Raw genomic sequence first — 24,525 nt, 5'->3', positions numbered from 1 at the left:
CAAGGTTATATCTGGCTGTTTATATGTGCTGGATACCTTTTCTTTTTATAAATATTTCACGGGGTTTGTATGTCAGATAAGTGCTATATCACAGCACAGCAGTTGCTTGAGGATTCTTTTCGTTTAGCCGCGCAAGTTTATGATGATGGTTTCCGTCCTGACTTCATCATTGGTATTTGGCGAGGTGGTGCGCCTATCGGTATCGCTGTGCAAGAGTATTACGATTACAAAGGTATAGAGACAGATCATATTGCTGTGCGTACATCTTCTTACTATGGTATCGGCAAACAATCAAAAGAAATTAAAGTACACGGTCTTCATTACATTATCGAAAATGCGAATGCAGATGACTCGTTACTCATTGTGGACGATGTGTTTGATTCAGGCCGCAGTATTTTTGCATTAAAAGAAAAGCTTTCTGAGCTAATGCGTTTAAACTTGCCTAAAGACATTCGTACAGCTTGCCCTTACTACAAGCCAAAGAATACTAAAGTACCTATGAAGCCTGATTATTTCATTCATGAATCAGATGAGTGGTTAGTGTTTCCGCATGAGTTATCAGGTTTAACGCCAGATGAAATCGCAGAGGGTAAATCAGATTTAAGTAATATCAGTGAGTTATTTACTAAATAGCATTGCAGACAAAAATAAAAAAACCGCATTTTGAAATGCGGTTTTTTTAAGTAATGATTTTGAGACTAATAATGTTCTATGCCCATCCATCGTAACGTTTTTTACGAGAGAGCAATAAAGTTAGAATTACACCAATTAGTAAACCACCAATACCAATAGCTCCACCATACGTTAACATGAGATGTTGTTCAGCTTGATCTGAGTTCAGGGCTTTTTGCTTTTCATCTTCTACAGATTTTTCTAAGCGTTGGATCGTTTGCTGTAAATTTTGATTTTCAGATTCTAGGTCTTGATTGAGCTGCTGTAAGCGAGGTAAATCTGTCTGTGCATCATTCAATGCTTGTTGAGTTTGCTGTAGTTGTAAGCCTAACTCATCTAACTGCATGGCAAAGCCAGCTTGGGTTGAAACAAATTGTGATTCAACCCACACTTCGCGTCCTTTGTCGTCAGTGATTTGCTGAAAACCATTTTCATTACCTTGCATCAGCGCAATTTGACTGCCTGCATCTACTGAACCGACAATACGGTAATTTTTGCCAGGTCCAGAATGTACATAAACGAATAGATTATCTGAAATATAGGCTACATTTTCGCTAGCGTTGTTTGTTTCAGCAGCTTGCACCTCTTCAGCGAGTGAATAGTGCGAAACAAGTGCGAAAAGTGTTGGCACTAAAATACGTTTTAACATCCGTGACCTTTATAGAGAGTAGTTTTTTCAGATAGTATGAATTTCAAAGGGCAATATCAAGTGAAGCGCTAAACTTCCTTGAACTTGCGGCAAAAAGATTGCAAATGGCTACTGCTTTGTATATTTTTACCCTTCTACAATTTTATAGGTAATCACTTGCCCTAATGGACACAGAGATAGAACTGAAGTTTTTACTTTCAGACAATGAGGTTCCGCTGATCCCTGGCCTCATTATGCAGTTTGCTAAAACTGTTAAAAATAAACCCGCCAAAAATTTAAAAAATGCTTATTTTGATACCCCAAACAGAGAGCTTAGAGCGCTTGATATTGGTTTGAGAACACGTTGCTGTGATGGTGATTGTGAGCAAACGATCAAATTGGCAGGGCAAGTCGTTGGGGGGTTACATCAACGTCCAGAGTATAACTTACCGCTTGATTCAACAAGGCCAAACTTAAATGCATTTAAGCCAAATATATGGCCACATGGTATGCAGGTTACGGCAATAAATGACAACCTTTATCCTATTTTTAGTACAAACTTCATCCGCCGTACATGGTTGATTGAAACTGAGCAGGGCTCAACAATAGAAGTGGTGCTAGACAAAGGCGAGATTGTTGCTCAGGGTCAGGTCGAGAGCATTTCAGAGTTAGAGATCGAGTTAGTCGAAGGCGATCGCAATGACTTATTCCTGCTTGCTGATCATCTAGTCGCAATGGGTGGCTTGAGAATGGGCTTATATTCTAAAGCAGCTAGAGGATATCGTTTAGCGGATGATAAGCCACTAACGGCTAATAAATACATTGGTGTTGTGAAACTGAACCGCCATGCAACTCAAGAAAAAGCACTTGTGCAGTGTGTGAATTATGGCATTGAGTTTGTACAAAAGCACGAGCAATGTTATTTCAACAAACCAAGTTTAAAAACTTTAAAGCGTGTGATTGATGGCGTAAACCTTATTAAGCATGCCTTTAAATTATTTACTCCAATTGTGGAAGGGCGTTCAACAGAACGATTACTTGGAGAAATTGATTGGTTAATGTCAGAGCTTGATTGGGTTGAAAATGCGATTCACCTCAAGACCTATACATCTAAACGTCATGCTTATTATAAAAAAATCAATAATGCAGATGCGCTTGCAGCTTTAATCGCTGAATTAAAAGCTGAACAGCCAAGCGTCAATGATATTGAAGATTTATTTAATAGCCCTCGCTACAACAAGCTTTTGCTCTCTTTAACTCTATGGTTAGTTGATAAGGGCTGGCGTCAAGAATGGAGTCAAAATGCAGTTACTGCTGCAGAATTACCTATTAAAGAAGTAGCAAATACCGCCTTCGAAAAAGATTGGCATGGACTTCAATCAGCTTTGCCTGAAGGCAAGAGTTTGTCTACAGAGGATTATCTATCACTTCGCTCGAGACTGGACAGGGCTTTGCTGAGTGGTAATTGTTTGGGGTCTTTGTATGATAAAGAGATACGCCAAGCATTTCGTACACCTTGGATTGATATTGCCTATGGCATCTATGAGTTAGAAACATTAGCCTACCTTAAATTATTGTGTGAAAGGCAAGACTCATCTGAACTTGAAGAAATAAAAGCTTGGCTTGTTAAAAAAGCTGATTTTTTAGTTCAGGCAATGGAACAAAGCCGTAAAGTCTCTCTAAATAGCATGCCTTATTGGCGATAAAATATGATGAAGCTCTATAAAATGGCTTTATGGAGCTTTTTCTTATTTCTTTCATTAGATACAAAGGCCAATTGGATAACTTGGCATAGTAAAGATAATTTAGTTATCAAGTTTCAAACGCAAGATTCTGGCGTAATTGCAATTCAGGCAGCCACTTTCATTCCTAATGCGGATCGCATGAGTTTAATCGCCTTACTAAACGATACCCAAAATGCGTCAAATTGGCTCAAAAATGTTAGCAAAGTTGAAAAAATTAATTCTCCCAATAGTGCTGAAGATATTGTTTATACTGAGCTTGCAGCGCCTTGGCCTGTTACAGATAGGGTAATGCTTACACACTCTTGTCATAAAAAAATTAACGAATCGAAATCAAAAATCATAATCCGATCTGTAGGTGAAGCTAAATTAAATAAATTCATAGAAAAAGATATAAATGCTATTTTAGTCACCCCCGTAGAAGGGTTTTGGCTGCTTGAAGACAAACAAAATGGTCTTCATATTCAGCATGAGATTTATGCCAATCCGCAAGGTAAAATACCACGTTGGTTAAGTAATAAAACCGCTTTAAAAGGGGTTAGGCATACTTTCAATAACTTAGCTCATTTTCTCCTTAAGCCTCAGTATTCAAAGTCATTTAAGTTAGAGATGTCTAATTGTATCGGCTTTGAGTAATCGCAATTCCTCTACTACAATCAGCAAACGACTACCCAAAAAAACGCCACGTATGATCGACATTGATGACAAGGTGTTGGCAGATCTGAAGTCTGGTTTTAGTTTGCCCTCAAAGCCTGAAGTATTACAAAATTTACAAAATGAATTGAATAGTGATGAGCCTGAACTTGGTAATATTGCTGAGATTATAAGTGAAGATGTAGGGACTGCTGCTGCAGTCTTGAAGGTTATTAATTCTCCAGCTTACGGCATGTCAAGAACCATTTCAGATATACGACAGGCTGTGATACTTTTAGGTGTAAATTGCATTACACAATTAGTGACAGGCCATTTGCTAAAGAATGCCTTTGAACAGGAGGAATGTAGTATTTCACTGCAGCGGTTTTGGGATAATGCTACCGATATGTCGCAATTGGCAATGGCAATAGGTAAACAAATTAAAACTACTGTACCGCTAGAAAACCTTCAACTTCTTGGGTTATTCCATGATTCAGGGATACCCGCAATGGCAATGCGCTTTGATAATTATAATGATTTGATGACACGAGCTTATCAAAGGGGTGAGAAGAGTCTGCTCTACTACGAGGAGCAAATATATCCGGTAAGTCATACCATCGTTGGCTATTACCTAGCATCCTCTTGGCACCTTCCTAAGCCTATCTGCCAAATGATTTTACGACATCACGATGAATCATACTTAAAGGAAGAAACAGACCCAACACTCAAAGCGACTTTCGCGGCAATGAAACTAGCAGAGAATTTATCCTTTGAAGCAAAGCATTTTAGACCTTGCGGTGATTGGTTCGCATTTAAAGATTTGGTGTTAGTTGCATTAGAATTAAGTGACGATGATTACACTAACCTTAAAGAAGATGTAGAAGAGTACTTTATACACTAACGACTATTTTTTGGTAAAACTTAGGTGTTAAAAAAGGCGCTTCTTTTCAGGCAAGCGCCTTTTTAACAGATGACTTAAAATTATAAGCCAGCAGCAGCTCTTAGTGCGTCTGCTTTGTCTGTTTTTTCCCAGCTGAATGCGGTGAAAGTATCATCACCTACCGTCATTTCAAACGGCTCACGACCGAAGTGACCGTATGCTGCAGTCATTTGGTACATAGGGTGAAGAAGGTCTAGCATCTTAGTGATACCGTAAGGACGTAAGTCGAAGTGCTCACGAACTAACTCAACTAACTTCTCTTCAGAAACTTTACCAGTACCAAACGTATCAATTGTGATTGACGTTGGCTCAGCTACACCGATAGCGTAAGAAACTTGGATTTCACACTTATCAGCAAGGCCTGCTGCAACAATGTTTTTAGCAACATAACGACCAGCGTAAGCTGCACTACGGTCAACCTTTGATGGATCTTTACCAGAGAAAGCGCCACCACCGTGACGTGCCATACCACCGTATGTGTCAACGATGATTTTACGGCCTGTTAGACCACAGTCACCTACTGGACCACCGATCACGAAACGACCCGTTGGGTTGATGAAGTATTTAGTATCTTCAGTTAATAACTCTGCAGGTAGCGTGTGCTTGATGATGTTTTCCATAACAGCATCAACCAGTGCATCCTGCTCGATGTCTGGGTTGTGCTGAGTTGAAAGTACAACAGCATCGATAGCAACAGGTTTACCATCTTCATATACGAAAGTTACCTGAGATTTAGCATCAGGACGTAACCAAGGTAGGATACCTGATTTACGCGCTTGTGCTTGACGCTCTACTAATAAGTGTGAGTAGTAAAGTGGCGCAGGCATAAGCGTTGGTGTTTCGTTCGTTGCATAACCAAACATTAGACCTTGGTCACCCGCACCTTGCTCTTCTGGCTTAGAACGGTCTACGCCTTGTGCAATTTCAGGAGATTGTTGACCGATAAGGTTCATAATGCCACATGTGTCACCGTCAAAACCTACATCAGAAGACGTGTAACCGATATCTGTGATTACTTTACGCGTGATTGACTCTAGGTCTACCCAAGCATCTGTTGAAATTTCACCAGAGATGATCGCAACGCCTGTTTTAACCATAGTTTCACAAGCAACACGTGCGTGTTTGTCTTGCGTAATGATTGCATCTAGTACCGCGTCAGAGATCTGATCAGCGATTTTATCCGGATGACCTTCAGAAACAGACTCAGAAGTAAATAAGTGTTTTGCCATTGTATCTATGCTCACAAATATTGCGCTTCACGAACATCGGGGATAGCGCGAAAAAATAAGGGGCGTATTCTATCTAAAACAAATTAACTTGCCTAGCTTTTTTACGCCTAGACGTCTGAATTAGATTTTTTCAATTGCAGATCTTGAAATAAGCAGGTTTAGCTCTCTTTTTCTCAGGTATTTACGTTGCAGAAAGCACCATAAATGAGTCAGAATGAGAACACTGACATTTCAGCGCAACATTATTAAAGGTAGGAGAATTCATGCCGTCTCGCAAAGAACTTGCAAATGCCATTCGCGTTCTGTCTATGGACGCAGTACAAAAAGCTAAATCAGGCCACCCTGGAGCACCAATGGGCATGGCCGATATCGCAGAAGTACTGTGGCGCGATTATTTAAAGCACAACCCAAGCAACCCAGAGTGGGCTGACAGAGACCGCTTTATTCTGTCAAACGGTCACGGCTCTATGCTTATTTATTCTTTGTTGCACCTGAGCGGTTATGATCTTTCTATTGATGATCTGAAAAACTTCCGTCAAATGCATTCTAAAACACCGGGCCACCCAGAGTACGGCTATGCACCAGGTGTAGAAACAACAACAGGCCCACTAGGCCAGGGTATCACTAACGCGGTAGGTATGGCGATTGCTGAGAAAGCACTTGCAGCGCAATTCAACCGTGACGAATTTGATATTGTAAACCACTTCACTTACACCTTCTTAGGCGATGGCTGTTTAATGGAAGGTATTTCACATGAAGCTTGTTCATTAGCCGGTACACTAGGTCTTGGTAAGCTTATCGCATTCTGGGATGACAACGGCATCTCAATCGATGGTGAAGTAGAAGGCTGGTTCAGCGATGATACACCGAAACGTTTTGAATCTTACGGCTGGCATGTAATTGCTGATGTAGACGGTCACGATAGCGATGCAATTAAAGCGGCAATCGAAGCGGCTCGTGCAGAAACTGACAAGCCAACACTTATTTGCTGTAAGACAGTAATTGGTTATGGCTCACCAAACAAATCAGGTAGCCACGATTGTCACGGTGCACCATTAGGTGATGAAGAAATTAAAGCAGCACGTGAATTCCTTGGTTGGGATCACGATGCGTTTGAAATCCCTGAAGACATCTACGCGAAGTGGGATGCCTCTTCTCGTGGTCAACAAGCACAAAGCCACTGGTTAGTGAAATTCACAGAGTACCAAATGGCGTACCCTGAACTTGCGGCTGAGTTTGAGCGTCGAATGAAAGGCGAACTACCTACAAACTGGCAAGCTGAAACTGAAAAATACATTGCAGAGCTTCAAGCAAACCCAGCTAATCCTGCGACACGTAAAGCGTCACAAAATGCACTGAATGCATTTGGTCCAATTCTTCCTGAATTTATGGGCGGCTCAGCTGATCTTGCAGGCTCTAACCTGACTCTATGGGAAGGCTCAAAAGGCTTAACGGCTGATGATGCTTCAGGTAACTACATTTTCTACGGTGTACGTGAATTTGGTATGTCAGCAATCATGAACGGTATTGCACTACACAAAGGCTTCGTACCTTATGGTGCAACTTTTTTAATGTTCATGGAGTACGCGCGCAACGCGGTACGTATGGCAGCATTAATGAAGCAGCCAAGCATCTTTGTTTATACTCACGATTCAATTGGTCTGGGTGAAGATGGTCCGACGCACCAACCGGTTGAGCAAATTGCCAGCATGCGCTTAACACCTAACCTAGTAAACTGGCGTCCATGTGACCAAGTTGAGTCTGCAGTTGCTTGGCAGCAAGCGATTGAACGCAAAGATGGCCCAACATCACTTATCTTTACTCGCCAAGGTTTAGAGCAACAAGCACGTGACGAAGCACAAGTTGCTGCAATTAAGCAAGGTGGTTATGTGCTTAGCTGTGACGGTAACCCTGAGCTTATTTTGATTGCTACAGGTTCAGAAGTACAGTTAGCAGTAGATGCTGCGAAAGAGTTACGCTTACAAGGCAAGAAAGTACGTGTTGTGTCTATGCCTTCAACTGATGTATTTGATGCACAGTCAGCTGAATATAAAGAAAGCGTTTTACCAGCTGCAGTAACACGTCGTGTTGCCGTTGAAGCGGGTATTGCTGACTACTGGTTCAAGTATGTTGGCTTAAACGGCGCAGTGGTTGGTATGTCAACATTTGGTGAGTCAGCACCTGCAGGTGAGCTTTTTGAACACTTCGGCTTCACAGTTGACAATGTGGTAGCACAAGCTAACCGTTTATTTGCTTAATCCATAACTAAATTAAATGATTTTAAACCCGCACTTGCTGCGGGTTTTTTTATACCAATCCTCTTAATAGAGAGAGCTATTTTGAGGCAAGGAAAACTAGTCGATAGCGAGGCTAAAATTTTGCAATTTAGTTGTTCTAAATAAGAAATTTTTAACGAAGCTAGCATCAGTTTTAGTCCTTCAAAATGATTTTAGTATTATTGGGGATTGGTATTTAGGAAAAATGATGTCAAAGCTGTACATAAAACTTTTTGCTACTCATGAAGCGCATTTAGATGATTTGGTGACGTGGGAGCAGCAGTCTGACGTGAGTGAATATATCTTAGCCAATTCCAAAGAGCTGCACTTGGTCAGTATGCAAGACCCTGCAATTCAATACTTGTCAGTTTTTCAAAGTGAACAGTTGGTGGGTTTTATTATCCTTGCTTTGGAGCCCAATAACACTATTGAGTTTAGGCGCATAGTGATAGGTCATCGCGGTGCTGGAATAGGGCAGTTGGCTATTCAAGCGATGGAGCAATATTGCCTTGAGCACTTCGCTTGCCAGCGAATTTGGCTAGATGTGTTTGACTTTAATGAAAGAGGGCAACACATCTACCGTAAACTTGGCTACCAAGAGTTTAAGCGCTGTCAGCATGGTGAGCATCAGCTGCTACTCTTCGAAAAGCATTTTTAATTCGCTTTGGCATAATCACTCGGTGATAGACCAAAGTAACGTGTAAATTCGCGACTAAACTGGGTAGCACTTTCATAGCCAACTTGTGCCGCGGCCTGTTTTACTTTGAGCCCTTGATCTTGCAACAACTCTTTGGCTTTAGATAATCTGAGCTTCTTTACGTATTGGATGGGTGAAGATGCGGTTATCTGTTTAAAGTTTCTGTGAAAAGTCGAGGGGCTCATATTTGCCATACTAGCGAGTTGTTCAACATCAAGCTTGTCATCATAGTGATTATGCAGATGCTTGAGTATGCGCTCCATTTTAGACATATGCGTATTATGTGAGACGAGATCAAATAAAGGCGATGCTTGTGGGCCTTGCAATACATAATAAAAGACTTCCCTTATCAAGCCCTTACCAATAACGTCAGATTGTAACTTTGAGCTTAAACAATCAACTAATCGAGTGAGCGTGCAAGATAAAGCGTCGGTATTTTCACTGACGAATAGGCCTTTTGCATTGTTAATTTTATCGCTGCTATTTAGTTTTCCATGTTCATCAAATACCCTTACTAACTCCCCAAGTAAAGGCATATCAAAGTCGATGATTAATGACAGTAACGGTTTGTTGTTTATAAGTTGTGTTTCACACTCTGCAGGTAAAGGCACGGTGAGGACCAAATAATTATCTGGGTTATAAGTATAAATTTGCTCATCGAAAAAGACCCGTTTTTGCCCTTGTAGAACAAAAATAATGCCTTGGCTGTAACACAGTGGCGTTTTTTGTGCGCTTTCACTGCTTTTATAGATACCAACGCCGTTAATAAATGTCTGGTTATAACCTTCAGAGGGTGCTAATAGTTCTAGTTGTGTAATGAGTGATTGCATCGTTCGTTACCAAGTTATTTGATGGATTTATTATACCAAGAGGGAAAGTACTTTTAACTGGATTTATTAAGAGTGAGAGTTTTAGGCATGATATTGATGGTTTAAGTCATTTTAATAAACCTATGAATTGCTATTCTGTACTTAACAAAATACATAGGGGCACATTATGCAAAACTTTGATTTTTACAATCCGACTCGAATCGTATTTGGTCAAGATAGACTGGGCGAACTAGATAAGCTTATTCCAGCATCGGCAAAAGTAATGGTTTTATATGGTGGTGGTAGCGTTAAGCGCTTTGGCACCCTAGAAAAAGTGGTTAGCAATTTAGGTGATCGCGAAGTAATTGAATTTGGTGGTATTGAGCCAAATCCGCAATTTGAGACTTTAATGAAAGCGGTAAAAGTGGTGAAAGAGAACGACATCGACTTTTTACTTGCTGTTGGCGGTGGCTCAGTGATGGATGGCACAAAATTTATCGCTTTAGCAGCGAATGCTGATAAAGATCATCATACATTATTGTTCCACGGCTTTAATCCTGTGCCAGTTGAAAAAGCGGTACCGCTTGGTTGTATTGCGACTTTACCTGCGACTGGCTCTGAAATGAATGCCTTTTCTGTGGTGACCTACAATGAGCAAAAATACCCAATTACATCGCCACTAGTGTATCCACAGTTTTCAGTGCTAGATCCAGACTTTACTTTCTCTTTACCAAAAGAGCAGGTGGCGAATGGCGTAGCAGATGCGTTTGTGCACGTAGTTGAGCAATACCTGACTCAGCCTGTCGGTGCAAAAGTGCAAGACAGATTCTCTGAAGGAATTTTAAGAACCTTAATTGAAGATGGCCCGGTTACTTATCAAAGTGATGATTTAGCGGCTCGTAAGAACTTTATGTGGTCAGCTACATCTGCTCTGAATGGCATTATCGGTGTTGGTGTACCACAGGATTGGTCAACTCACATGATTGGTCATGAACTGACAGCGATGTTCGGTATTGCGCACGGTCGTACACTCGCCATTGTTCTTCCTAGCTTATTAAGAGTACGTAAAGCACATAAACATGACAAGCTAGTACAATTTGCTGAGCGTGTATGGGACATTACAGACGGCACTGAAGACGAGAAGATTAATCAGGCAATAGATAAGACTGAAGCGTTTTTCAACTCATTAGATATTGTTACTGCACTGTCTCACTATGGTATCGATGATGAAGGCATTGATACGGTAGTAGCTAATATGGAAAAAATGGGATTAACTCAATTAAGTGAAACTGGTGATCTAACGTTAGATATCGTTAAAGAGATACTGTTAGCAGCCAAGTAAATTCATTTAATTTAACCTAAGCTTAGGTTAATCCATCTTATAAAAAAGGAGCCGTTTGGCTCCTTTCTAGTTTAAGTATTCATTTTGTACTTTGAATAAAAGATTAAGCTAAATCTTCTTTATCACCTAACCCAGAAGTGAGTTCTTCAAGTAGCTCTTTAATTTCTTCTGTGATTAAGATGAAATCGGCATCTAACTTAATGGCCATATCTTCTTTTGGAATATCTGCATTTTGCTCTTTTAGCGCATCGGCATAGCTTAAGCGTTTTAATGTACCGTCATTTTGCAAAATGAACTTCACACGTTCACGCCAATCAAGCGCTAGTTTAGTAACACGCTTACCATTTTCTAAGTGAGTTTTGATCTCTTCGCTGGCTAAATCATGCTGCTTTAATTTAACTTGCGCACCGTTGTCATCAGGCTCTTGCAGTTCTGCATCTGAGCCAATCGCGAAACCATCAGGGGCATTAAAGTGAGTTAGCCAGTCAGTTAAGAATACATCTAAATCATAGTTAGCAAACGCAGGTACCACAGGCAGTGTGCCTAATGACTTTCTAAGTAGTGCGAGTAACTCTTCGGCTTTATTAAAGCTCGCACTGTTCACAATAACCCAGCCATTTACTTGATCTATAAAAGCAAATTGTAGGCTCGATTTTTTGAACGCTTGAGGAAGCAATGTGCTTAAGATGTTCTCCTTAAGCTCATCTTTTTCTTTTTTCTTAACTGGACGGTTTTCTTCGCGTTCAATTAATTCAATTTTTTCAGCTAGCATATCGTTGATAACTGAAGCAGGAAGCACCTTCTCTTCACGTTTTGCACACACTAAAATACTTTTTTCAGAGAAGTGCGATAAAATTTGCCCGTGTTTGCCAAATGCTTTTGTCCAGCCAAATGTATTCATTTCTTGGCTACCACAAGGGCGGAATACGTCTTGCTCTAAGGCTTTTTCAAAGTCTTCTTGGTTATATGAAACGTCTTGTTTGAATCTGTAACAGATCAGGTTGCTGAACCACATATTGTTATTATCCACTGATTTTAATGTTGGCTATGATAGCAATATTTATTTTGCTTGGGGGATAAAATTAAGCCCCGAATAATCAGGGCTTAAATCAGTTAAAGAAAGCTGTATTTTAATCGAACATACTTGTCGGTTGTTGTAGTGTCTTAGGGAATCGGATCAAATAACTCAAGCCTTTTCCTTCCTCACTGTTTACTTCTATTTCTCCGTTTAATGTCTGTTTTACCAGGTTCAACGTTATATGTGTGCCTAAACCACTACCACCTTGGTCGCGTTTAGTTGTAAAGAAAGGGTCGAATAACTTTTCAAGTTGCGTTTGGCTCACACCACGGCCATTGTCCTTGTAATGAATAACTACATCCTCGTTATCATTTTTAATCTCTATATTAATCTCACCCTGATCAATACCTTCAAATCCATGAATAAGTGAGTTCATAATCAAGTTGGTAAAAATCTGGCTAATTGCACCTGCAGGTAAATTCAATTGAAGGTCTTCAGGACATTCAATATTAATCGCATGCTTGGTTTTCTTTAATTTGGGATGCAACGAGCGAATAACCTCAGCAAGATATTGCTTCAAATTGATATTGCGGACAGCCTCACTGGCTTGGTCTACCGCAATCTGCTTAAAGCTAGCAACCAGCTCAGAGGCTCTATCTAAGTTTGTAGTCAGTAAACTGGTGCTTTGCTTAGCGTCGTTAATAAACTCTTCAAGCGCTTTTGGAGAAAGTGTTTTGTCTTTATAAGCTGCTTCAATTTGCTCCAAACGTTCTTGCAAAAATGAGGTTGCTGTAACACCAATGCCAACAGGGGTGTTGATATCGTGCGTTATACCCGCTACTAAACCACCTAATGCCGCCATTTTTTCAGACCCAACAAGGCGTTCTTGGGCCATGTTTAATTCATCTAAATAACGCTCAAGTTCTTTTTGTTTAGTCAGCAATTCTTGTTCAGTTTGACGACGTAAGTCGATTTCTTCTGTAAGTGTAAGTTTTTGTTTTTCAAGTTCGTATTTTTGCTGCTGTAAGTCCATCATGGCTTGGCTGAGGTTTGATGTTTTTCGAGCAACTTCTTGCTCTAGCTGCAAATTGTGTTGGTCTAACTTCTCATTACTGATTAATAGTTCTTTTTGCGTGTCATCGAGTTGGTTGCGATAGTCACTGACTTTGTCTATCAGTTTATTGAAAGCCTCCTCCATCACTTTTAACTCATTGCGTTCCGTTGTGCCAATGTCAATGCGCTGTCCATCGATGTCATCATTTAACTCAAATGCTTCAATCTGTTCAGTTAAGTCAGTTAATGGTTCTGTTAGCAGCTTTCTGAAAGCAATTAAAAATAAAATGATTAGGAAAGTGGTCTTTACGACTGCGTTACCAAGTAAGAAATATATAGATAACATAATACGGCTAAGCACAACTTCCCGGCTTGAGAAGAGTGTGACATCACCAACTTGTGTCGCTCGACCTGAAAACTCGAAAATGAGTGGAAAGGTATATCCAAAGAGGCCAGAAGGTGTATCTTCGATGATTGCTTCTTCTTGAACAAGTTGTTGGCTATACAGCTCATGAATATCAAGAGAGCGACCTAGTTGAGAGATAATTTCACCACTATCGTCACGTACGATAATGCCTTCAATCATAGGGATTGCCAGCAGGCCTTCTGCAGTAGTAACGGTTTGCTTGGTGTTTAATTCCCAAATAGCACGCGTTAAACTTCGGCTAAAAGTTTTTTGCAGCATGGTTAACTCGTTCTGAATATAATTTTTAGTATTGATATACTCAGTAACGACCTGACCACATGTGACAAGGAAAGTTAACAAAAAGTAAACCGATAGCACATTCGTAAGTAGCTTTTTTGATAGGCTTTTTTGTAGCATGAATGAAGCTAGGCTCCCTGATTTTGTACAAATAGATATGTCTGTTGTTAAACTTAGCTAATAAAGACGTAAAAATAAATATTTATCTGGCATTATTGTTTACAATGCCATTGTCTGGTTAGATATTATATCGGTCTGATTTAGTGCTTTAAGTATGTCTTAAGATTAATATGTTATAAATAATTTTAAATAAGGTACTATTAGTTGGTTAATTTCGAGTGAATGAGTTTAAAAGATGAGCTTTACTATTTTGGTCTGTGATGATTCAGTAGTTGCCCGTAAACAAGTGGTTCGTTGCTTGTCATCCGCGTTTGATGCAACAATCTTGCAAGCAAAAAATGGTGTTGAAGCATTAGAAGTTTTAAGTAACCACCAAGTTGATTTACTTTGCCTTGATTTAACGATGCCCGAACTCGATGGAGTAGGAGTTTTACAGGCCGTTAAATCTCAAGTTATCGAAACTTTTGTTGTAGTCATATCTGCGGATATTCAACCAGAAATGAAAGCGCGAGTTGAGCAACTCGGTGCAATTTCATTTATAGAAAAACCAGTTAAATCTGATATTTTATTAAACGTCTTACACACTTATGGCCTCAGATAGCTCGTTTTTTTAGCCTAGTCTTTTTACTCCCTCGTTTTCTCTATTTAACTTATAAAAGTTATACTAATGTCTAATTTTTCCTTTCTTTAAATTAAACTTGAGTTTTTTGCATAATAATTTCATGGAAAGACGGTTGCATGGTGTCTGATTTTCGGGCAGTCTAATAATTATGAAAACAATGAATTTAATTACGACCATTATTACAACCACCATCCTAACTGGATAGTGGCATAGGTCGTTGCGCATTAGAAAAAGGCCTGTGTTCACTACGAACACAGGCCTTTTTTCGTTTTTGGAATGAGGAAAAATTATGCGAGTTTTAAAATTTGGCGGCTCTTCGCTCGCCGACTTTGATTGTCTCAAACGGGTCAAGCAATTGATCGAGTCTCAAGCAGGCGAGCAAGCCTTAGTTGTGCTTTCGGCCCCAGGCGGTATGACTGACCAACTTGTTGAGTTAGCTAAGCTTGCTGAGCAAGGTGTTGACTACAGTGTTCAGTGGCAGGCTTTGCTGAATCGCGCAGACAGCTTGAAGCGTGAAGTCGAGCAGTTAGACTCTGTTGTCGCTCATTGGCCAAGCTTTGCTGAGCTAAGTGATAAGCTAGCAGGGGTTAAATTACTTAAGCATTGCCCAGAGCAAGTTAATGCCTTTGTGATCAGCTTTGGGGAACGAGTGAGTGTTGCACTTATGGTTGCCATGCTAGGTCAAAGGGCTACATACCTAGAAGCATTGCAATGTATTGAGACTCAGGGCGGGTATCTTGATGCTGAGGTAAACCTAGTCGCGAGTGAACAGCGTTTTGCTGAAGTTTTAAAGTCGCAACCAGCTGACTTTTATATTATGCCGGGTTTTTCTGGGGTAAATAATCAAGGCGAACTAACAACCCTAGGCCGCAATGGTTCAGACTATTCTGCAGCTGTAGCTGCTGCCTGTTTAAAAGCCGAAGTCTGTCAAATTTGGACAGATGTTGATGGCGTTTATAATGCCGATCCGCGTTTTATTAAAAAAGCCAGCAAGGTAGATAGCTTATCTTATAAAGAGGCGATGGAGCTGTCATATTTTGGCGCTAAAGTTTTGCATCCAAAAACGATCTTACCGTGCGCGAAAGTTGGCGTGCCATGTGAAATTAAAAATACCCATAATCCTGATGCGCCAGGTTCTGTGATCTCAAATGAATGCCTGAGCGACGAAACTGTTAAAGCCATTTCATCGCTAGAGAATTTGGCGATGTTGACGGTGTCAGGCCCCGGCATGAAAGGCAAAGTTGGTATGGCTGCACGTGTTTTTAGTGCGCTTGCCAATGATAATGTTTCTATTGTTTTGATCACGCAGTCATCGTGCGAGTTCAGCATTAGTTTCTGTGTGCATGAAGAAGATTTAAATTTAGCTTTAAGTGCCCTAGAGCAAGCATTTGAACTTGAGTCGCAAGCTGGATTAATTGAACCTGTACAAGTGCAACGTGAACTTGCCATAGTGACTTTGGTAGGTGATAACATGAGAGCACATAAAGGACTTGCTGCTAAGTTCTTTGATTCACTGGCACAAGCTCAAGTTAATATAGTAGCCATTGCTCAAGACTCTACTGAAAGTGCGATTTCTGCGGTGGTCGATGGTGCTCTGTGCAATGACGCAGTGAAAGTCTGTCACGAAAACTTCTTCACTCATGTGCCTTCAATTGATGTGTTTTTATTAGGCTGTGGCTTAGTCGGTCAAGAACTGGTTAAGCAACTTGAAAAACAACAAGATTGGCTGGCAAAGCGCAATGTGAAGCTGAACCTTTATGGTGTGGCTAATTCACGAAAGCTTTTACTAGATGCAAACGGCATCGAATTTGGTGCATGGCAAGCTCAATTGGAGCAACAAACATCAGGTTTCGAACTGGCTAAAGTAGAGCAGTTTGTCAGAGAAAATCACCTTATTAACCCTGTGCTGGTGGATTGTAGCTCGTCACAACAACTAGCAGATCAATATTATGACTTTTTAGATGCGGGTTTCCATGTGGTTGCTGCAAATAAAAAAGCCAATACAGGTAGTTTTGAATACTATCAGTCTTTAAAAAGCTCAGCGCAAAAACGTCAGCGCAAATTCTTATATGAAACAAATGTAGGTGCAGGTCTGCCGGTACTAGACAACTTGCAGCTACTTTTTGGTGCCGGAGACGAGTTATTGTCATTTAACGGTATTCTTTCTGGTTCACTCTCATACATGTTTGGTGTACTTGAAGATGGCTTAAGTTTGTCAGAAGCGACTGCAAAGGCGAAAGCGAATGGCTTTACAGAACCCGATCCGCGAGATGATTTATCAGGAACAGATGTCGCGCGTAAGCTTTTGATCATCGCCCGTGAATCAGGCCTTGAATTAGAGTTATCTGATATTGAAGTTGAAGCGGTTGTTCCTGAGTCATTTGCGCCAGGTACAAGTGTTGATGAGTTTATGGCTAAGCTACCTGAACTTGATGCGCCATTTGCTGACAAGATTCAAAGTGCTGCGAGTGAAGCCAAGGTGTTGCGCTATGTCGGTAGCATCGAAAACGGTAAATGTAAAGTGGGTATAGAAGCGGTTGATAAGCAGCATGCACTTTATGATATTCGTGATGGTGAAAATGCTTTGGCAATTTTAAGTCAATACTATCAACCACGCCCATTTGTTATTCGCGGATATGGCGCGGGTGCTGAGGTGACATCGGCGGGTGTATTTGCAGATATCTTAAAAACACAGTCGCGTTAAGGAGACGTTATGATCAGTTTTTATGCACCCGCGTCTATCGGCAACTTTTGTGTTGGCTTTGACTCTTTAGGCGCTGCGCTTGCGCCAATAAACGGTGAGCTACTGGGTGATGTAGTGAATGTTAAAGCGGCAGAGCAAGACACGTTTATTTGCTCTGGTCCTTATGCCGATAAATTACCGGGGGAGGCCCACGAAAACTTGGCCTATCAGTGCTTAGTGCACTTTCGTGAACATGTTGCACCTAGTATGCCGGCGGTCTATCTCGAGCTTGAGAAGCGGTTACCAATTGGTTCAGGTCTAGGTTCGAGCGCCTGCTCTGTAGTGGCAACTTTTGCTGCTTTGAATGAGTTTGCAAAAACGAATCTTAGTCAAATCGAGCTGATTGAATTAATGGCAGATTTTGAAGCTAAGGTGAGCGGCGCTCGTCACTATGACAACATCACACCTTGTTATTTAGGCGGTTTACAATTGACCGCTGATCTTGTGCCTAACAAAGCCTTATCTGTGCCTGTTAACTCTGAGTGGTACTATGTCGCGGCATACCCGGGCTTTGCGTTAAATACAGCAAAAGCACGTGCAGTACTGCCAAAGCAAAGAAGCACCTCAGAAGCCATTGAATTTGCGCAGCGTTTGTCGAGCTTTTGCCTTCTGATGCAAACTGAGCAATTCGATTTAGCGCTCTCTCTGATGAAAGATGATATGGCAGAGCCGTATCGACACGCTTTAATCGCTGGGTTTGCACAAGCTAAAACAGCGCTATCTGAACTTGGCGCTGAGCTGGTAAGTATTTCAGGTGCAGGTCCCACACTCTTTACTATTTGTAAAACAAAACAAGCGGCAGAGCAGTGTCAAGCTTGGTTAAACGAACACTACATTAATGAACACGGTTTTAGCCATATTTGTAAGCTAGACCAACAAGGCACGCGTGCCATTTCACAAGGAGAATAATCAATGCAACTTGTAAACTTAAAAGATGTCACGCAGCAAGTGTCTTTCACAACCGCTGTTAAAACAGGTCTTGGTCGTAACCAAGGGGTATTTTTTCCAGAGCAACTGAGCAAATTAGAAAATATCGATGCTTTACTTGCAAAGCCATTTGTTGAAAGAAGTGTCGAAGTATTGAGCCACTTAATTGGTGATGAACTACCAAAAGATACGTTAGCCGAGATGGTCGCGCGTGCTTTTAATTTTCCGGCGCCGCTTAAGCAAATTGGCGATAAGCAATATTGCTTAGAATTGTTCCATGGTCCAACCTTGGCGTTTAAAGATTTTGGCGGACGCTTTATGGCTGAATGTATTGGTTTATTTAATCAAGGTGAGCGAGTCACAATTTTAACTGCGACCAGTGGTGACACAGGTGCAGCGGTAGCACATGCTTTTTATAACAAGCCAAATGTTGATGTAGTTATACTTTATCCAGAAGGCAAGATCTCGCTCGCTCAACAAAAGCTATTCACGACTTTAGGTGGAAATATTCACTGTTACGCCGTTGCAGGCAGCTTCGATGATTGCCAAGCATTGGTTAAGCAGGCGTTCTTAGATGATGAAATGAAAGAAAAGCTGGGTTTAAACTCCGCCAACTCTATCAATATCAGCCGTCTAGTTGCACAAGTGTGTTATTACTTTGAAGCAGTTGCTCAATTACCTGCAGAGCAAAGAGGTAAAGTGCATGTTTCTGTACCAAGTGGTAACTTTGGTAATGTGTGTGCAGCTATGATAGCAGCAGCGCTGGGCTTACCTATTGCAAACTTGTCTGCAACTACTAATCAAAATGACACTGTACCTCGTTATATGGCGTCGGGTGAGTGGTCGCCAAATGCCACATTAGAGTCGTTATCAAATGCAATGGATGTGAGTAAACCTAATAACTGGCCTCGCGTTGAGACAATGCTAGAACGCGGTGATTTCGATAAACATGAGTTTTATTCAAGAGGCGTCTCAGAAAGTCGCACGCAAGCGGTAATGAAAGAGATTGCTGCAACGGGTTACGTGATGGAACCGCATACCGCCATTGCACTTGAAGGTCTGACTTTAGATAAAGCGGAGGATGCTGTGGGGATCTGTTTGGCTACGGCTCACCCTGCAAAGTTTAAATCTTCAGTAGAAGAGGTACTTGAGCAAGAGGTTGCAATGCCTAGCGTGCTGCAAGATGCCTTAGATAAAAAGTGTTTAGCTGAGCCTATGCAAGCCGATTATACACAATTAAAAGCGGCCGTTTTTGCTAAATTACTGTAATTATTAATCGCTAAGGGTGAGCCTTTGTAGACTTAAAAAGTTTACCAAACTCACCCTATATAAATAACGCTTATTTATTCCCTTCTTATTTATTTGTTTTTTTAATGTTTAAATAAAAAAATATCATTACATAAACACTGTGAAATAATTTCAATCCCTGTTTAAATATGCTCAAGCCGAAATTATAGGCATCAGACGCATAACTGCGTACAATACAGCTTTTACTACCCTAAACGTGTACCTAGGAGACCCCATGTTAGAACGTAACATGAACATTGCAGATTTTGATCCTGAATTAGCAAATGCGATTGCACTTGAAACGACTCGTCAAGAAGAGCACATCGAGCTTATCGCTTCTGAAAACTACTGTAGCCCACGTGTTTTAGAAGCTCAGGGTTCTCAATTAACTAACAAATATGCTGAAGGTTACCCAGGTAAGCGTTACTACGGTGGTTGTGAGCACGTTGACGTTGTTGAGCAACTGGCTATTGACCGTGCTAACGAGCTTTTCGGTTCTACTTATGCAAACGTACAACCACATGCTGGTTCACAAGCAAACGCGGCAGTATTCCAAGCGCTTCTTCAGCCACACGACACTGTATTAGGTATGAGCCTTGCGCACGGTGGTCACTTAACACATGGTTCTCACGTAAACTTCTCTGGTAAAACGTACAACGCTATCCAGTACGGTCTAAACGAAGAAACGGGTGAGATTGATTACGCACAGGTTGAAGCGTTAGCACTTGAGCACAAGCCAAAAATGATCATCGGTGGTTTCTCAGCATACTCAGGTATCGTTGACTGGGCTAAATTCCGTGAAATCGCTGACAAAGTAGGTGCTTACCTATTAGTTGATATGGCACACGTTGCAGGTCTTGTTGCTGCAGGTGTTTACCCAAGCCCTGTACCACATGCACACGTTGTAACTACGACGACGCACAAAACGCTTGCGGGTCCTCGTGGTGGTCTTATCATCTCAGCTTGTGATGATGAAGACATCTACAAGAAGCTAAACAGCGCAGTATTCCCAGGTGGTCAAGGTGGTCCTCTATGCCACGTTATCGCTGGTAAAGCGGTTGCTTTCAAAGAAGCATTACAGCCAGAATTCAAAACTTACCAAGAGCAAGTTGTTAAGAATGCACAGGCAATGGTTGCTGTTCTACAAGAGCGTGGCTATAAAGTTGTTTCTGGTAAAACAGACAACCACTTATTCTTATTAGACCTAATCGACAAAGTCATCACAGGTAAAGATGCTGATGCGGCACTTGGTCGTGCTAACATCACTGTGAACAAAAACTCAGTACCAAACGACCCACGCTCACCGTTTGTAACGTCTGGTCTTCGTATTGGTTCTCCAGCTATCACGCGTCGTGGCTTCAAAGAAGCTGAGTCAGCAGAGCTTGCTGGTTGGATCTGTGACGTACTAGACAACATCAACGATGAGTCAGTACAAGCAGAAGTAAAAGAGAAAGTAAAAGCTATCTGCGCTAAATTACCAGTTTACGCGTAATTTCGCTCACAAAATCAAAGAATTTTGTTATGATTAAGGCCGCATTTGCGGCCTTTTTTATATTTTTTCACAAGTGATTATCTATGCATTGTCCATTTTGCACCGCTAAAGAAACAAAAGTCATTGATTCCCGTTTAGTCGGCTCAGGCCATCAAGTCCGTCGCCGTAGAGAGTGTGTGTTATGTCATGAGCGCTTTACGACGTTTGAAGGTGCCGAATTAGTCATGCCGCGGGTAATTAAACAAGATGGTTCTCGAGAGCCATTCAATGAAGACAAACTATTAAATGGTCTGCACCGCGCGTTAGAGAAACGCCCAGTGAGTACTGAGCAAATTGAAGAAGTCGTACATCAAATTAAATCGCAAATTCGCGCTACGGGTGAGCGTGAAGTGGCAAGCCATATGATTGGTGAATGCATTATGGAAGCGCTGAAAAAGCTCGATAAAGTGGCCTATGTCCGCTTTGCATCCGTATACCGCTCATTTGAAGATATTAGAGAGTTTGGCGAGGAAATCGCGAGGCTTGGAGATTGATGTTTAGCGAGCAAGATAAAGAATTTATGCAGCAGGCCATCGCGCTTGCTGCTAAAGGTCGTTTTACCACTTCACCTAACCCTAATGTGGGCTGTGTCATCGTAAAAGACGGCGATATAGTAGGTCAGGGTTATCACCAAAAAGCGGGTGAAAGTCATGCCGAAGTACACGCATTAAAGATGGCTGGGGACAAGGCAAGAGGCGCAACCGCTTATGTTACCTTGGAGCCATGTAGCCATTATGGTAGAACCCCGCCCTGCGCAAAAGGTCTAATCGATGCTGGAGTTAGCCGCGTTGTTGCCGCCATGGTCGATCCTAACCCAGAAGTTGCAGGTCGCGGCTTACGTATGTTAGAAGAAGCAGGCATTGAAACCGCATCAAGTTTATTTGAGCAAGAATCAAGAGCACTGAACCCAGGTTTTCTAACTCGAATGGAAACGGGCTTACCTTATATAAGTTGTAAATTGGCTGCGAGTCTAGATGGCAAAACCGCATTAAAAAATGGTGAGAGTAAGTGGATCACCTCAAGTGCAGCCCGTCAAGATGTACAGTTGTTACGTGCTGAGCACTGTGCCGTGTTATCGGGTGCTGATACTGTGCTGTTTGATGATGCCAAATTAAATGTACGACTTTCAGTAGAGCAGCTTAAGCTTGCGGAAGGGTTGTCAGTTCGCCAGCCTATTCGAGTGATCATTGATTCTCAAAACCGTTTGTCTCCAGACTTAGCATTATTCTCAATTAATAGTCCTATTATAATTCTAAGAACAAAAGCAGACACAACACACCAATGGCCTGAACATGTCACAGAGCTGGTGGTTGACTCTATGAATGGTAAGGTTGATATCAAAAAAGCGTTAATGCAATTAACTGCGCATGGTATCAACAGTGTATTCGTTGAAGCTGGCGCGACGCTTGCGGGTAAGTTTCACGAATTAAATCTTATCGATAATTATATTCTTTATTTAGCACCTAAAATCATGGGTCAAGACGCGCGAGGTTTATTTAACGTGTCAGAGTTGACGCAGATGGCAGATGTACAGAGCCTACAATGGCACGATATTAAGCAAATTGGCGATGATATTCGTTTAACAGCACGTAAAGTAGCGCAAAAAGGTTAAGTTTTATGTTTACAGGTATCATTGAAGCAACCGGTAAGTTGACTGAGTTGAAACAAAATCAAGGCGACCTAACGGTTCGTGTAAGTAGCCCAAATTTAGACATAGGCGATGTACAGTTAGGCGATAGCATTGCTACAAATGGCGTGTGTTTAACGGTTGTTGAAAAATTTTCTGATGGTTTTCGTGCCGATGTTTCAAATGAGACCTTGAAATTGACGCAATTTGCTCAATATAAGCTAGGGCAAACAGTTAATTTAGAAAAAGCATTACAGCCTGTTTCACGATTAGGCGGCCACTTAGTCTCAGGTCACATTGATGGCATTGCGACAGTCGTGGCGATTTCACCCAATGCCCGTGCAACCGAATATTGGTTAGAAGCGCCCAGTGAACTGATGAAATATATTCCATACAAAGGTTCAGTAGCCATTGATGGTATCAGCTTAACTGTAAATGAAATTAAAGATTGTCAGTTTAAGCTGACAATTGTGCCGCATACAGCACAAGAGACAACCATTGCTGAATTTAAAGTGGGCAGTAAAATTAACTTAGAAGTGGATCAAATTGCACGTTATTTGGAACGCCTAGTACTTGGAGCTCAAGAACCTGCACCAAGCTCTACTCTCACAATGAACTTATTGGCAAACGCAGGCTTTATTAAGTAGCGAATTAATTAAACAGGTAAATTATGAACTTGAACAGCGCACAAGAGATCATCGAAGACATTAAAGCCGGTAAAATGGTTATCTTGATGGATGATGAAGACCGAGAAAATGAAGGTGACTTAATCATCGCAGCCGAGCATATTTCAGCGGACGCCATAAACTTCATGGCAACCCACGGCCGTGGTTTAATTTGTTTAACTATGACTCAAGAGCGTTGTCAGCAAATTGATTTACCATTAATGGTGAGAAATAACGGCGCGCAATTCTCAACTAACTTCACAATGTCTATCGAGGCGGCAAAAGGCGTCACTACTGGCATTTCTGCCGCTGATCGTGCTCGTACAGTACAGGCAGCAGTGGCTAAAGGTGCAGTGCCAACAGACATCGTGCAGCCAGGTCATATTTTCCCAATTATGGCACAACCTGGTGGGGTATTAACTCGTGCTGGTCATACAGAAGCAGGCTGTGATTTAGCGCGTTTAGCTGGTTTAGAACCCGCTTCAGTCATTGTTGAGATCTTAAACCCAGACGGTACTATGGCGCGTCGTCCTCAGTTAGAAGTGTTTGCCAAAGAGCATGGTTTAAAAATTGGTACTATCGCTGACCTAATTGAATATCGTAATTTAAACGAAACAACTATCGAAAAAGTTGCGCAGTGTAAATTGCCAACTGAGTATGGTGAGTTCGACTTAGTCACTTACAAAGACACCATTGATAACCAGCTTCATTATGCTTTACTCAAAGGTGAAGTTTCAGAAAGTGATGCAACGCTAGTTCGTGTTCACTTACAAAGCACCTTTAATGATGTCTTACTATCAGACAGAGGCGCTGATCGTAGCTGGAGCTTGCATGGTGCGATGAAGCACATCAGCGAAAATAACGGTGTGCTAGTTATTCTAGGTAAACAGGAACAAACTGAAGACATCGAGCACATGGTAAAAGCATTTGCTGCGCAAGATGCGGGCGAAACTGTGAATCAGCGTAAATTCCAAGGTACATCTCGTACCGTTGGTGTTGGCTCGCAGATTTTAGCTGATTTAGGTATTCAAAAAATGCGCCTAATGAGTATGCCGAAAAAATATCATGCACTTTCAGGTTTCCACCTAGAAGTCATTGAATACGTAGAGCCTAAATAATTGAATGAAAAAGCCCGTTGATGACAGCGGGTTTTGTTATTTGGGGTTAACCAAAACTGTGCTATTATGCGCGCCAATTTGGCAATTGCTTATTGCGTATTCGGCGCACTTTGATTGCAAAGTACGAAACATTAAGAAGATTA

Annotated in this window: 21 protein-coding genes; 16 read left to right on the top strand and 5 right to left on the bottom strand. The window is 41.4% G+C overall.

The window, feature by feature from the left end; genetic code table 11:
- Positions 1–69: 69 nt before the first annotated feature.
- Positions 70–633, top strand: coding sequence for a phosphoribosyltransferase (locus CWB72_RS04265; protein WP_058030867.1), 564 nt, complete (start codon positions 70–72; stop codon positions 631–633).
- A gap of 76 nt (positions 634–709) precedes the next feature.
- Here CWB72_RS04265 and CWB72_RS04260 read toward each other — a convergent pair whose 3' ends face one another.
- Positions 710–1,321, bottom strand: coding sequence for a TIGR04211 family SH3 domain-containing protein (locus CWB72_RS04260; protein ID WP_130254716.1), 612 nt, complete (start codon positions 1,319–1,321; stop codon positions 710–712).
- Positions 1,322–1,485: 164 nt separating this feature from the next.
- Between CWB72_RS04260 and CWB72_RS04255 the strand changes: the two genes are divergently transcribed.
- From CWB72_RS04255 to CWB72_RS04245, 3 genes are read left to right on the top strand one after another with little or no spacing between them, the layout of a single operon-like run.
- Positions 1,486–3,006 (top strand): CYTH and CHAD domain-containing protein, encoded by a 1,521-nt coding sequence (locus CWB72_RS04255; RefSeq protein WP_130254717.1) that lies wholly within the window; start codon positions 1,486–1,488, stop codon positions 3,004–3,006.
- 3 nt (positions 3,007–3,009) lie between these two features.
- Positions 3,010–3,678, top strand: a complete 669-nt coding sequence (locus CWB72_RS04250; protein WP_138629498.1) for a hypothetical protein — start codon at positions 3,010–3,012, stop codon at positions 3,676–3,678.
- Between the two features lie 52 nt (positions 3,679–3,730).
- Positions 3,731–4,576: an HDOD domain-containing protein gene (locus CWB72_RS04245; RefSeq protein WP_138629496.1), complete on the top strand. Its 846-nt coding sequence runs from the start codon at positions 3,731–3,733 to the stop codon at positions 4,574–4,576.
- Between the two features lie 80 nt (positions 4,577–4,656).
- Here the strand turns inward: CWB72_RS04245 and metK are convergent, their stop codons facing one another.
- Positions 4,657–5,844: a methionine adenosyltransferase gene (metK, locus tag CWB72_RS04240; protein ID WP_138629494.1), complete on the bottom strand. Its 1,188-nt coding sequence runs from the start codon at positions 5,842–5,844 to the stop codon at positions 4,657–4,659.
- Between the two features lie 263 nt (positions 5,845–6,107).
- On the opposite strand from metK, the gene tkt reads away from it, so the two are divergent.
- Both tkt and CWB72_RS04230 read left to right on the top strand, forming a co-directional pair.
- Positions 6,108–8,102, top strand: coding sequence for a transketolase (gene tkt / locus CWB72_RS04235; RefSeq protein WP_138629492.1), 1,995 nt, complete (start codon positions 6,108–6,110; stop codon positions 8,100–8,102).
- A gap of 226 nt (positions 8,103–8,328) precedes the next feature.
- Positions 8,329–8,778, top strand: a complete 450-nt coding sequence (locus CWB72_RS04230; RefSeq protein WP_171037219.1) for a GNAT family N-acetyltransferase — start codon at positions 8,329–8,331, stop codon at positions 8,776–8,778.
- Here CWB72_RS04230 and CWB72_RS04225 read toward each other — a convergent pair.
- Positions 8,775–9,647, bottom strand: a complete 873-nt coding sequence (locus CWB72_RS04225) for an AraC family transcriptional regulator (RefSeq protein WP_138629488.1) — start codon at positions 9,645–9,647, stop codon at positions 8,775–8,777. The two genes, CWB72_RS04230 and CWB72_RS04225, sit on opposite strands and share 4 nt — an antisense overlap.
- A gap of 166 nt (positions 9,648–9,813) precedes the next feature.
- Between CWB72_RS04225 and CWB72_RS04220 the strand changes: the two genes are divergently transcribed.
- The gene (locus tag CWB72_RS04220; RefSeq protein WP_138629486.1) at positions 9,814–10,968 is read left to right on the top strand and encodes an iron-containing alcohol dehydrogenase; all 1,155 of its coding nucleotides are present in this window, start codon (positions 9,814–9,816) and stop codon (positions 10,966–10,968) included.
- 103 nt (positions 10,969–11,071) lie between these two features.
- Here CWB72_RS04220 and rdgC read toward each other — a convergent pair whose 3' ends face one another.
- Both rdgC and CWB72_RS04210 read right to left on the bottom strand, forming a co-directional pair.
- Positions 11,072–11,983, bottom strand: a complete 912-nt coding sequence (rdgC, locus tag CWB72_RS04215; protein WP_138629484.1) for a recombination-associated protein RdgC — start codon at positions 11,981–11,983, stop codon at positions 11,072–11,074.
- A 115-nt stretch (positions 11,984–12,098) separates the two neighbouring features.
- Positions 12,099–13,862: a sensor histidine kinase gene (locus CWB72_RS04210; RefSeq protein ID WP_130254952.1), complete on the bottom strand. Its 1,764-nt coding sequence runs from the start codon at positions 13,860–13,862 to the stop codon at positions 12,099–12,101.
- A gap of 235 nt (positions 13,863–14,097) precedes the next feature.
- On the opposite strand from CWB72_RS04210, the gene CWB72_RS04205 reads away from it, so the two are divergent.
- From CWB72_RS04205 to ribBA, 9 genes are all read left to right on the top strand, one after another.
- Positions 14,098–14,463, top strand: a complete 366-nt coding sequence (locus CWB72_RS04205; protein WP_138566955.1) for a response regulator — start codon at positions 14,098–14,100, stop codon at positions 14,461–14,463.
- 310 nt (positions 14,464–14,773) lie between these two features.
- Entirely contained in the window at positions 14,774–17,188 is a 2,415-nt protein-coding gene (gene thrA / locus CWB72_RS04200; RefSeq protein ID WP_138629482.1) for a bifunctional aspartate kinase/homoserine dehydrogenase I, read from the top strand.
- A gap of 9 nt (positions 17,189–17,197) precedes the next feature.
- Complete coding sequence (thrB, locus tag CWB72_RS04195; RefSeq protein ID WP_138629480.1) at positions 17,198–18,136, top strand: homoserine kinase; 939 nt, start codon at positions 17,198–17,200, stop codon at positions 18,134–18,136.
- A 3-nt stretch (positions 18,137–18,139) separates the two neighbouring features.
- On the top strand, positions 18,140–19,423 hold the full coding sequence (gene thrC / locus CWB72_RS04190) for a threonine synthase (RefSeq protein WP_138629478.1): 1,284 nt from the start codon (positions 18,140–18,142) through the stop codon (positions 19,421–19,423).
- Between the two features lie 253 nt (positions 19,424–19,676).
- Entirely contained in the window at positions 19,677–20,933 is a 1,257-nt protein-coding gene (glyA, locus tag CWB72_RS04185; RefSeq protein WP_138629476.1) for a serine hydroxymethyltransferase, read from the top strand.
- A gap of 83 nt (positions 20,934–21,016) precedes the next feature.
- Positions 21,017–21,466 carry a transcriptional regulator NrdR gene (nrdR, locus tag CWB72_RS04180; protein WP_058030850.1) on the top strand — a complete coding sequence of 150 codons (450 nt, stop codon included), beginning with the start codon at positions 21,017–21,019 and terminating at the stop codon, positions 21,464–21,466.
- Positions 21,466–22,584, top strand: a complete 1,119-nt coding sequence (gene ribD, locus CWB72_RS04175) for a bifunctional diaminohydroxyphosphoribosylaminopyrimidine deaminase/5-amino-6-(5-phosphoribosylamino)uracil reductase RibD (protein WP_138629474.1) — start codon at positions 21,466–21,468, stop codon at positions 22,582–22,584. The genes nrdR and ribD overlap by 1 nt, the downstream gene beginning before the upstream one ends.
- A gap of 5 nt (positions 22,585–22,589) precedes the next feature.
- Entirely contained in the window at positions 22,590–23,246 is a 657-nt protein-coding gene (locus CWB72_RS04170; protein WP_138629472.1) for a riboflavin synthase, read from the top strand.
- Between the two features lie 23 nt (positions 23,247–23,269).
- Positions 23,270–24,382, top strand: a complete 1,113-nt coding sequence (gene ribBA / locus CWB72_RS04165) for a bifunctional 3,4-dihydroxy-2-butanone-4-phosphate synthase/GTP cyclohydrolase II (RefSeq protein WP_138629470.1) — start codon at positions 23,270–23,272, stop codon at positions 24,380–24,382.
- Positions 24,383–24,525 lie beyond the last annotated feature (143 nt).

The sequence above is a fragment of the Pseudoalteromonas phenolica genome, assembly GCF_005886345.1.
In the GTDB taxonomy this organism is placed as follows: domain Bacteria; phylum Pseudomonadota; class Gammaproteobacteria; order Enterobacterales; family Alteromonadaceae; genus Pseudoalteromonas; species Pseudoalteromonas phenolica_A.
This window is presented reverse-complemented; position numbering and strand designations above follow the sequence as displayed.

Excerpts from the sequence above, each read along its gene's own strand:
- CWB72_RS04265 (WP_058030867.1), top strand. The coding sequence starts at position 70 with ATGTCAGATAAGTGCTATATCACAGCACAGCAGTTGCTTGAGGATTCT.
- CWB72_RS04260 (WP_130254716.1), bottom strand. The coding sequence starts at position 1,321 with ATGTTAAAACGTATTTTAGTGCCAACACTTTTCGCACTTGTTTCGCAC.
- CWB72_RS04255 (WP_130254717.1), top strand. The coding sequence starts at position 1,486 with ATGGACACAGAGATAGAACTGAAGTTTTTACTTTCAGACAATGAGGTT.
- CWB72_RS04250 (WP_138629498.1), top strand. The coding sequence starts at position 3,010 with ATGATGAAGCTCTATAAAATGGCTTTATGGAGCTTTTTCTTATTTCTT.
- CWB72_RS04245 (WP_138629496.1), top strand. The coding sequence starts at position 3,731 with ATGATCGACATTGATGACAAGGTGTTGGCAGATCTGAAGTCTGGTTTT.
- metK (WP_138629494.1), bottom strand. The coding sequence starts at position 5,844 with ATGGCAAAACACTTATTTACTTCTGAGTCTGTTTCTGAAGGTCATCCG.
- tkt (WP_138629492.1), top strand. The coding sequence starts at position 6,108 with ATGCCGTCTCGCAAAGAACTTGCAAATGCCATTCGCGTTCTGTCTATG.
- CWB72_RS04230 (WP_171037219.1), top strand. The coding sequence starts at position 8,329 with ATGTCAAAGCTGTACATAAAACTTTTTGCTACTCATGAAGCGCATTTA.
- CWB72_RS04225 (WP_138629488.1), bottom strand. The coding sequence starts at position 9,647 with ATGCAATCACTCATTACACAACTAGAACTATTAGCACCCTCTGAAGGT.
- CWB72_RS04220 (WP_138629486.1), top strand. The coding sequence starts at position 9,814 with ATGCAAAACTTTGATTTTTACAATCCGACTCGAATCGTATTTGGTCAA.
- rdgC (WP_138629484.1), bottom strand. The coding sequence starts at position 11,983 with ATGTGGTTCAGCAACCTGATCTGTTACAGATTCAAACAAGACGTTTCA.
- CWB72_RS04210 (WP_130254952.1), bottom strand. The coding sequence starts at position 13,862 with ATGCTACAAAAAAGCCTATCAAAAAAGCTACTTACGAATGTGCTATCG.
- CWB72_RS04205 (WP_138566955.1), top strand. The coding sequence starts at position 14,098 with ATGAGCTTTACTATTTTGGTCTGTGATGATTCAGTAGTTGCCCGTAAA.
- thrA (WP_138629482.1), top strand. The coding sequence starts at position 14,774 with ATGCGAGTTTTAAAATTTGGCGGCTCTTCGCTCGCCGACTTTGATTGT.
- thrB (WP_138629480.1), top strand. The coding sequence starts at position 17,198 with ATGATCAGTTTTTATGCACCCGCGTCTATCGGCAACTTTTGTGTTGGC.
- thrC (WP_138629478.1), top strand. The coding sequence starts at position 18,140 with ATGCAACTTGTAAACTTAAAAGATGTCACGCAGCAAGTGTCTTTCACA.
- glyA (WP_138629476.1), top strand. The coding sequence starts at position 19,677 with ATGTTAGAACGTAACATGAACATTGCAGATTTTGATCCTGAATTAGCA.
- nrdR (WP_058030850.1), top strand. The coding sequence starts at position 21,017 with ATGCATTGTCCATTTTGCACCGCTAAAGAAACAAAAGTCATTGATTCC.
- ribD (WP_138629474.1), top strand. The coding sequence starts at position 21,466 with ATGTTTAGCGAGCAAGATAAAGAATTTATGCAGCAGGCCATCGCGCTT.
- CWB72_RS04170 (WP_138629472.1), top strand. The coding sequence starts at position 22,590 with ATGTTTACAGGTATCATTGAAGCAACCGGTAAGTTGACTGAGTTGAAA.
- ribBA (WP_138629470.1), top strand. The coding sequence starts at position 23,270 with ATGAACTTGAACAGCGCACAAGAGATCATCGAAGACATTAAAGCCGGT.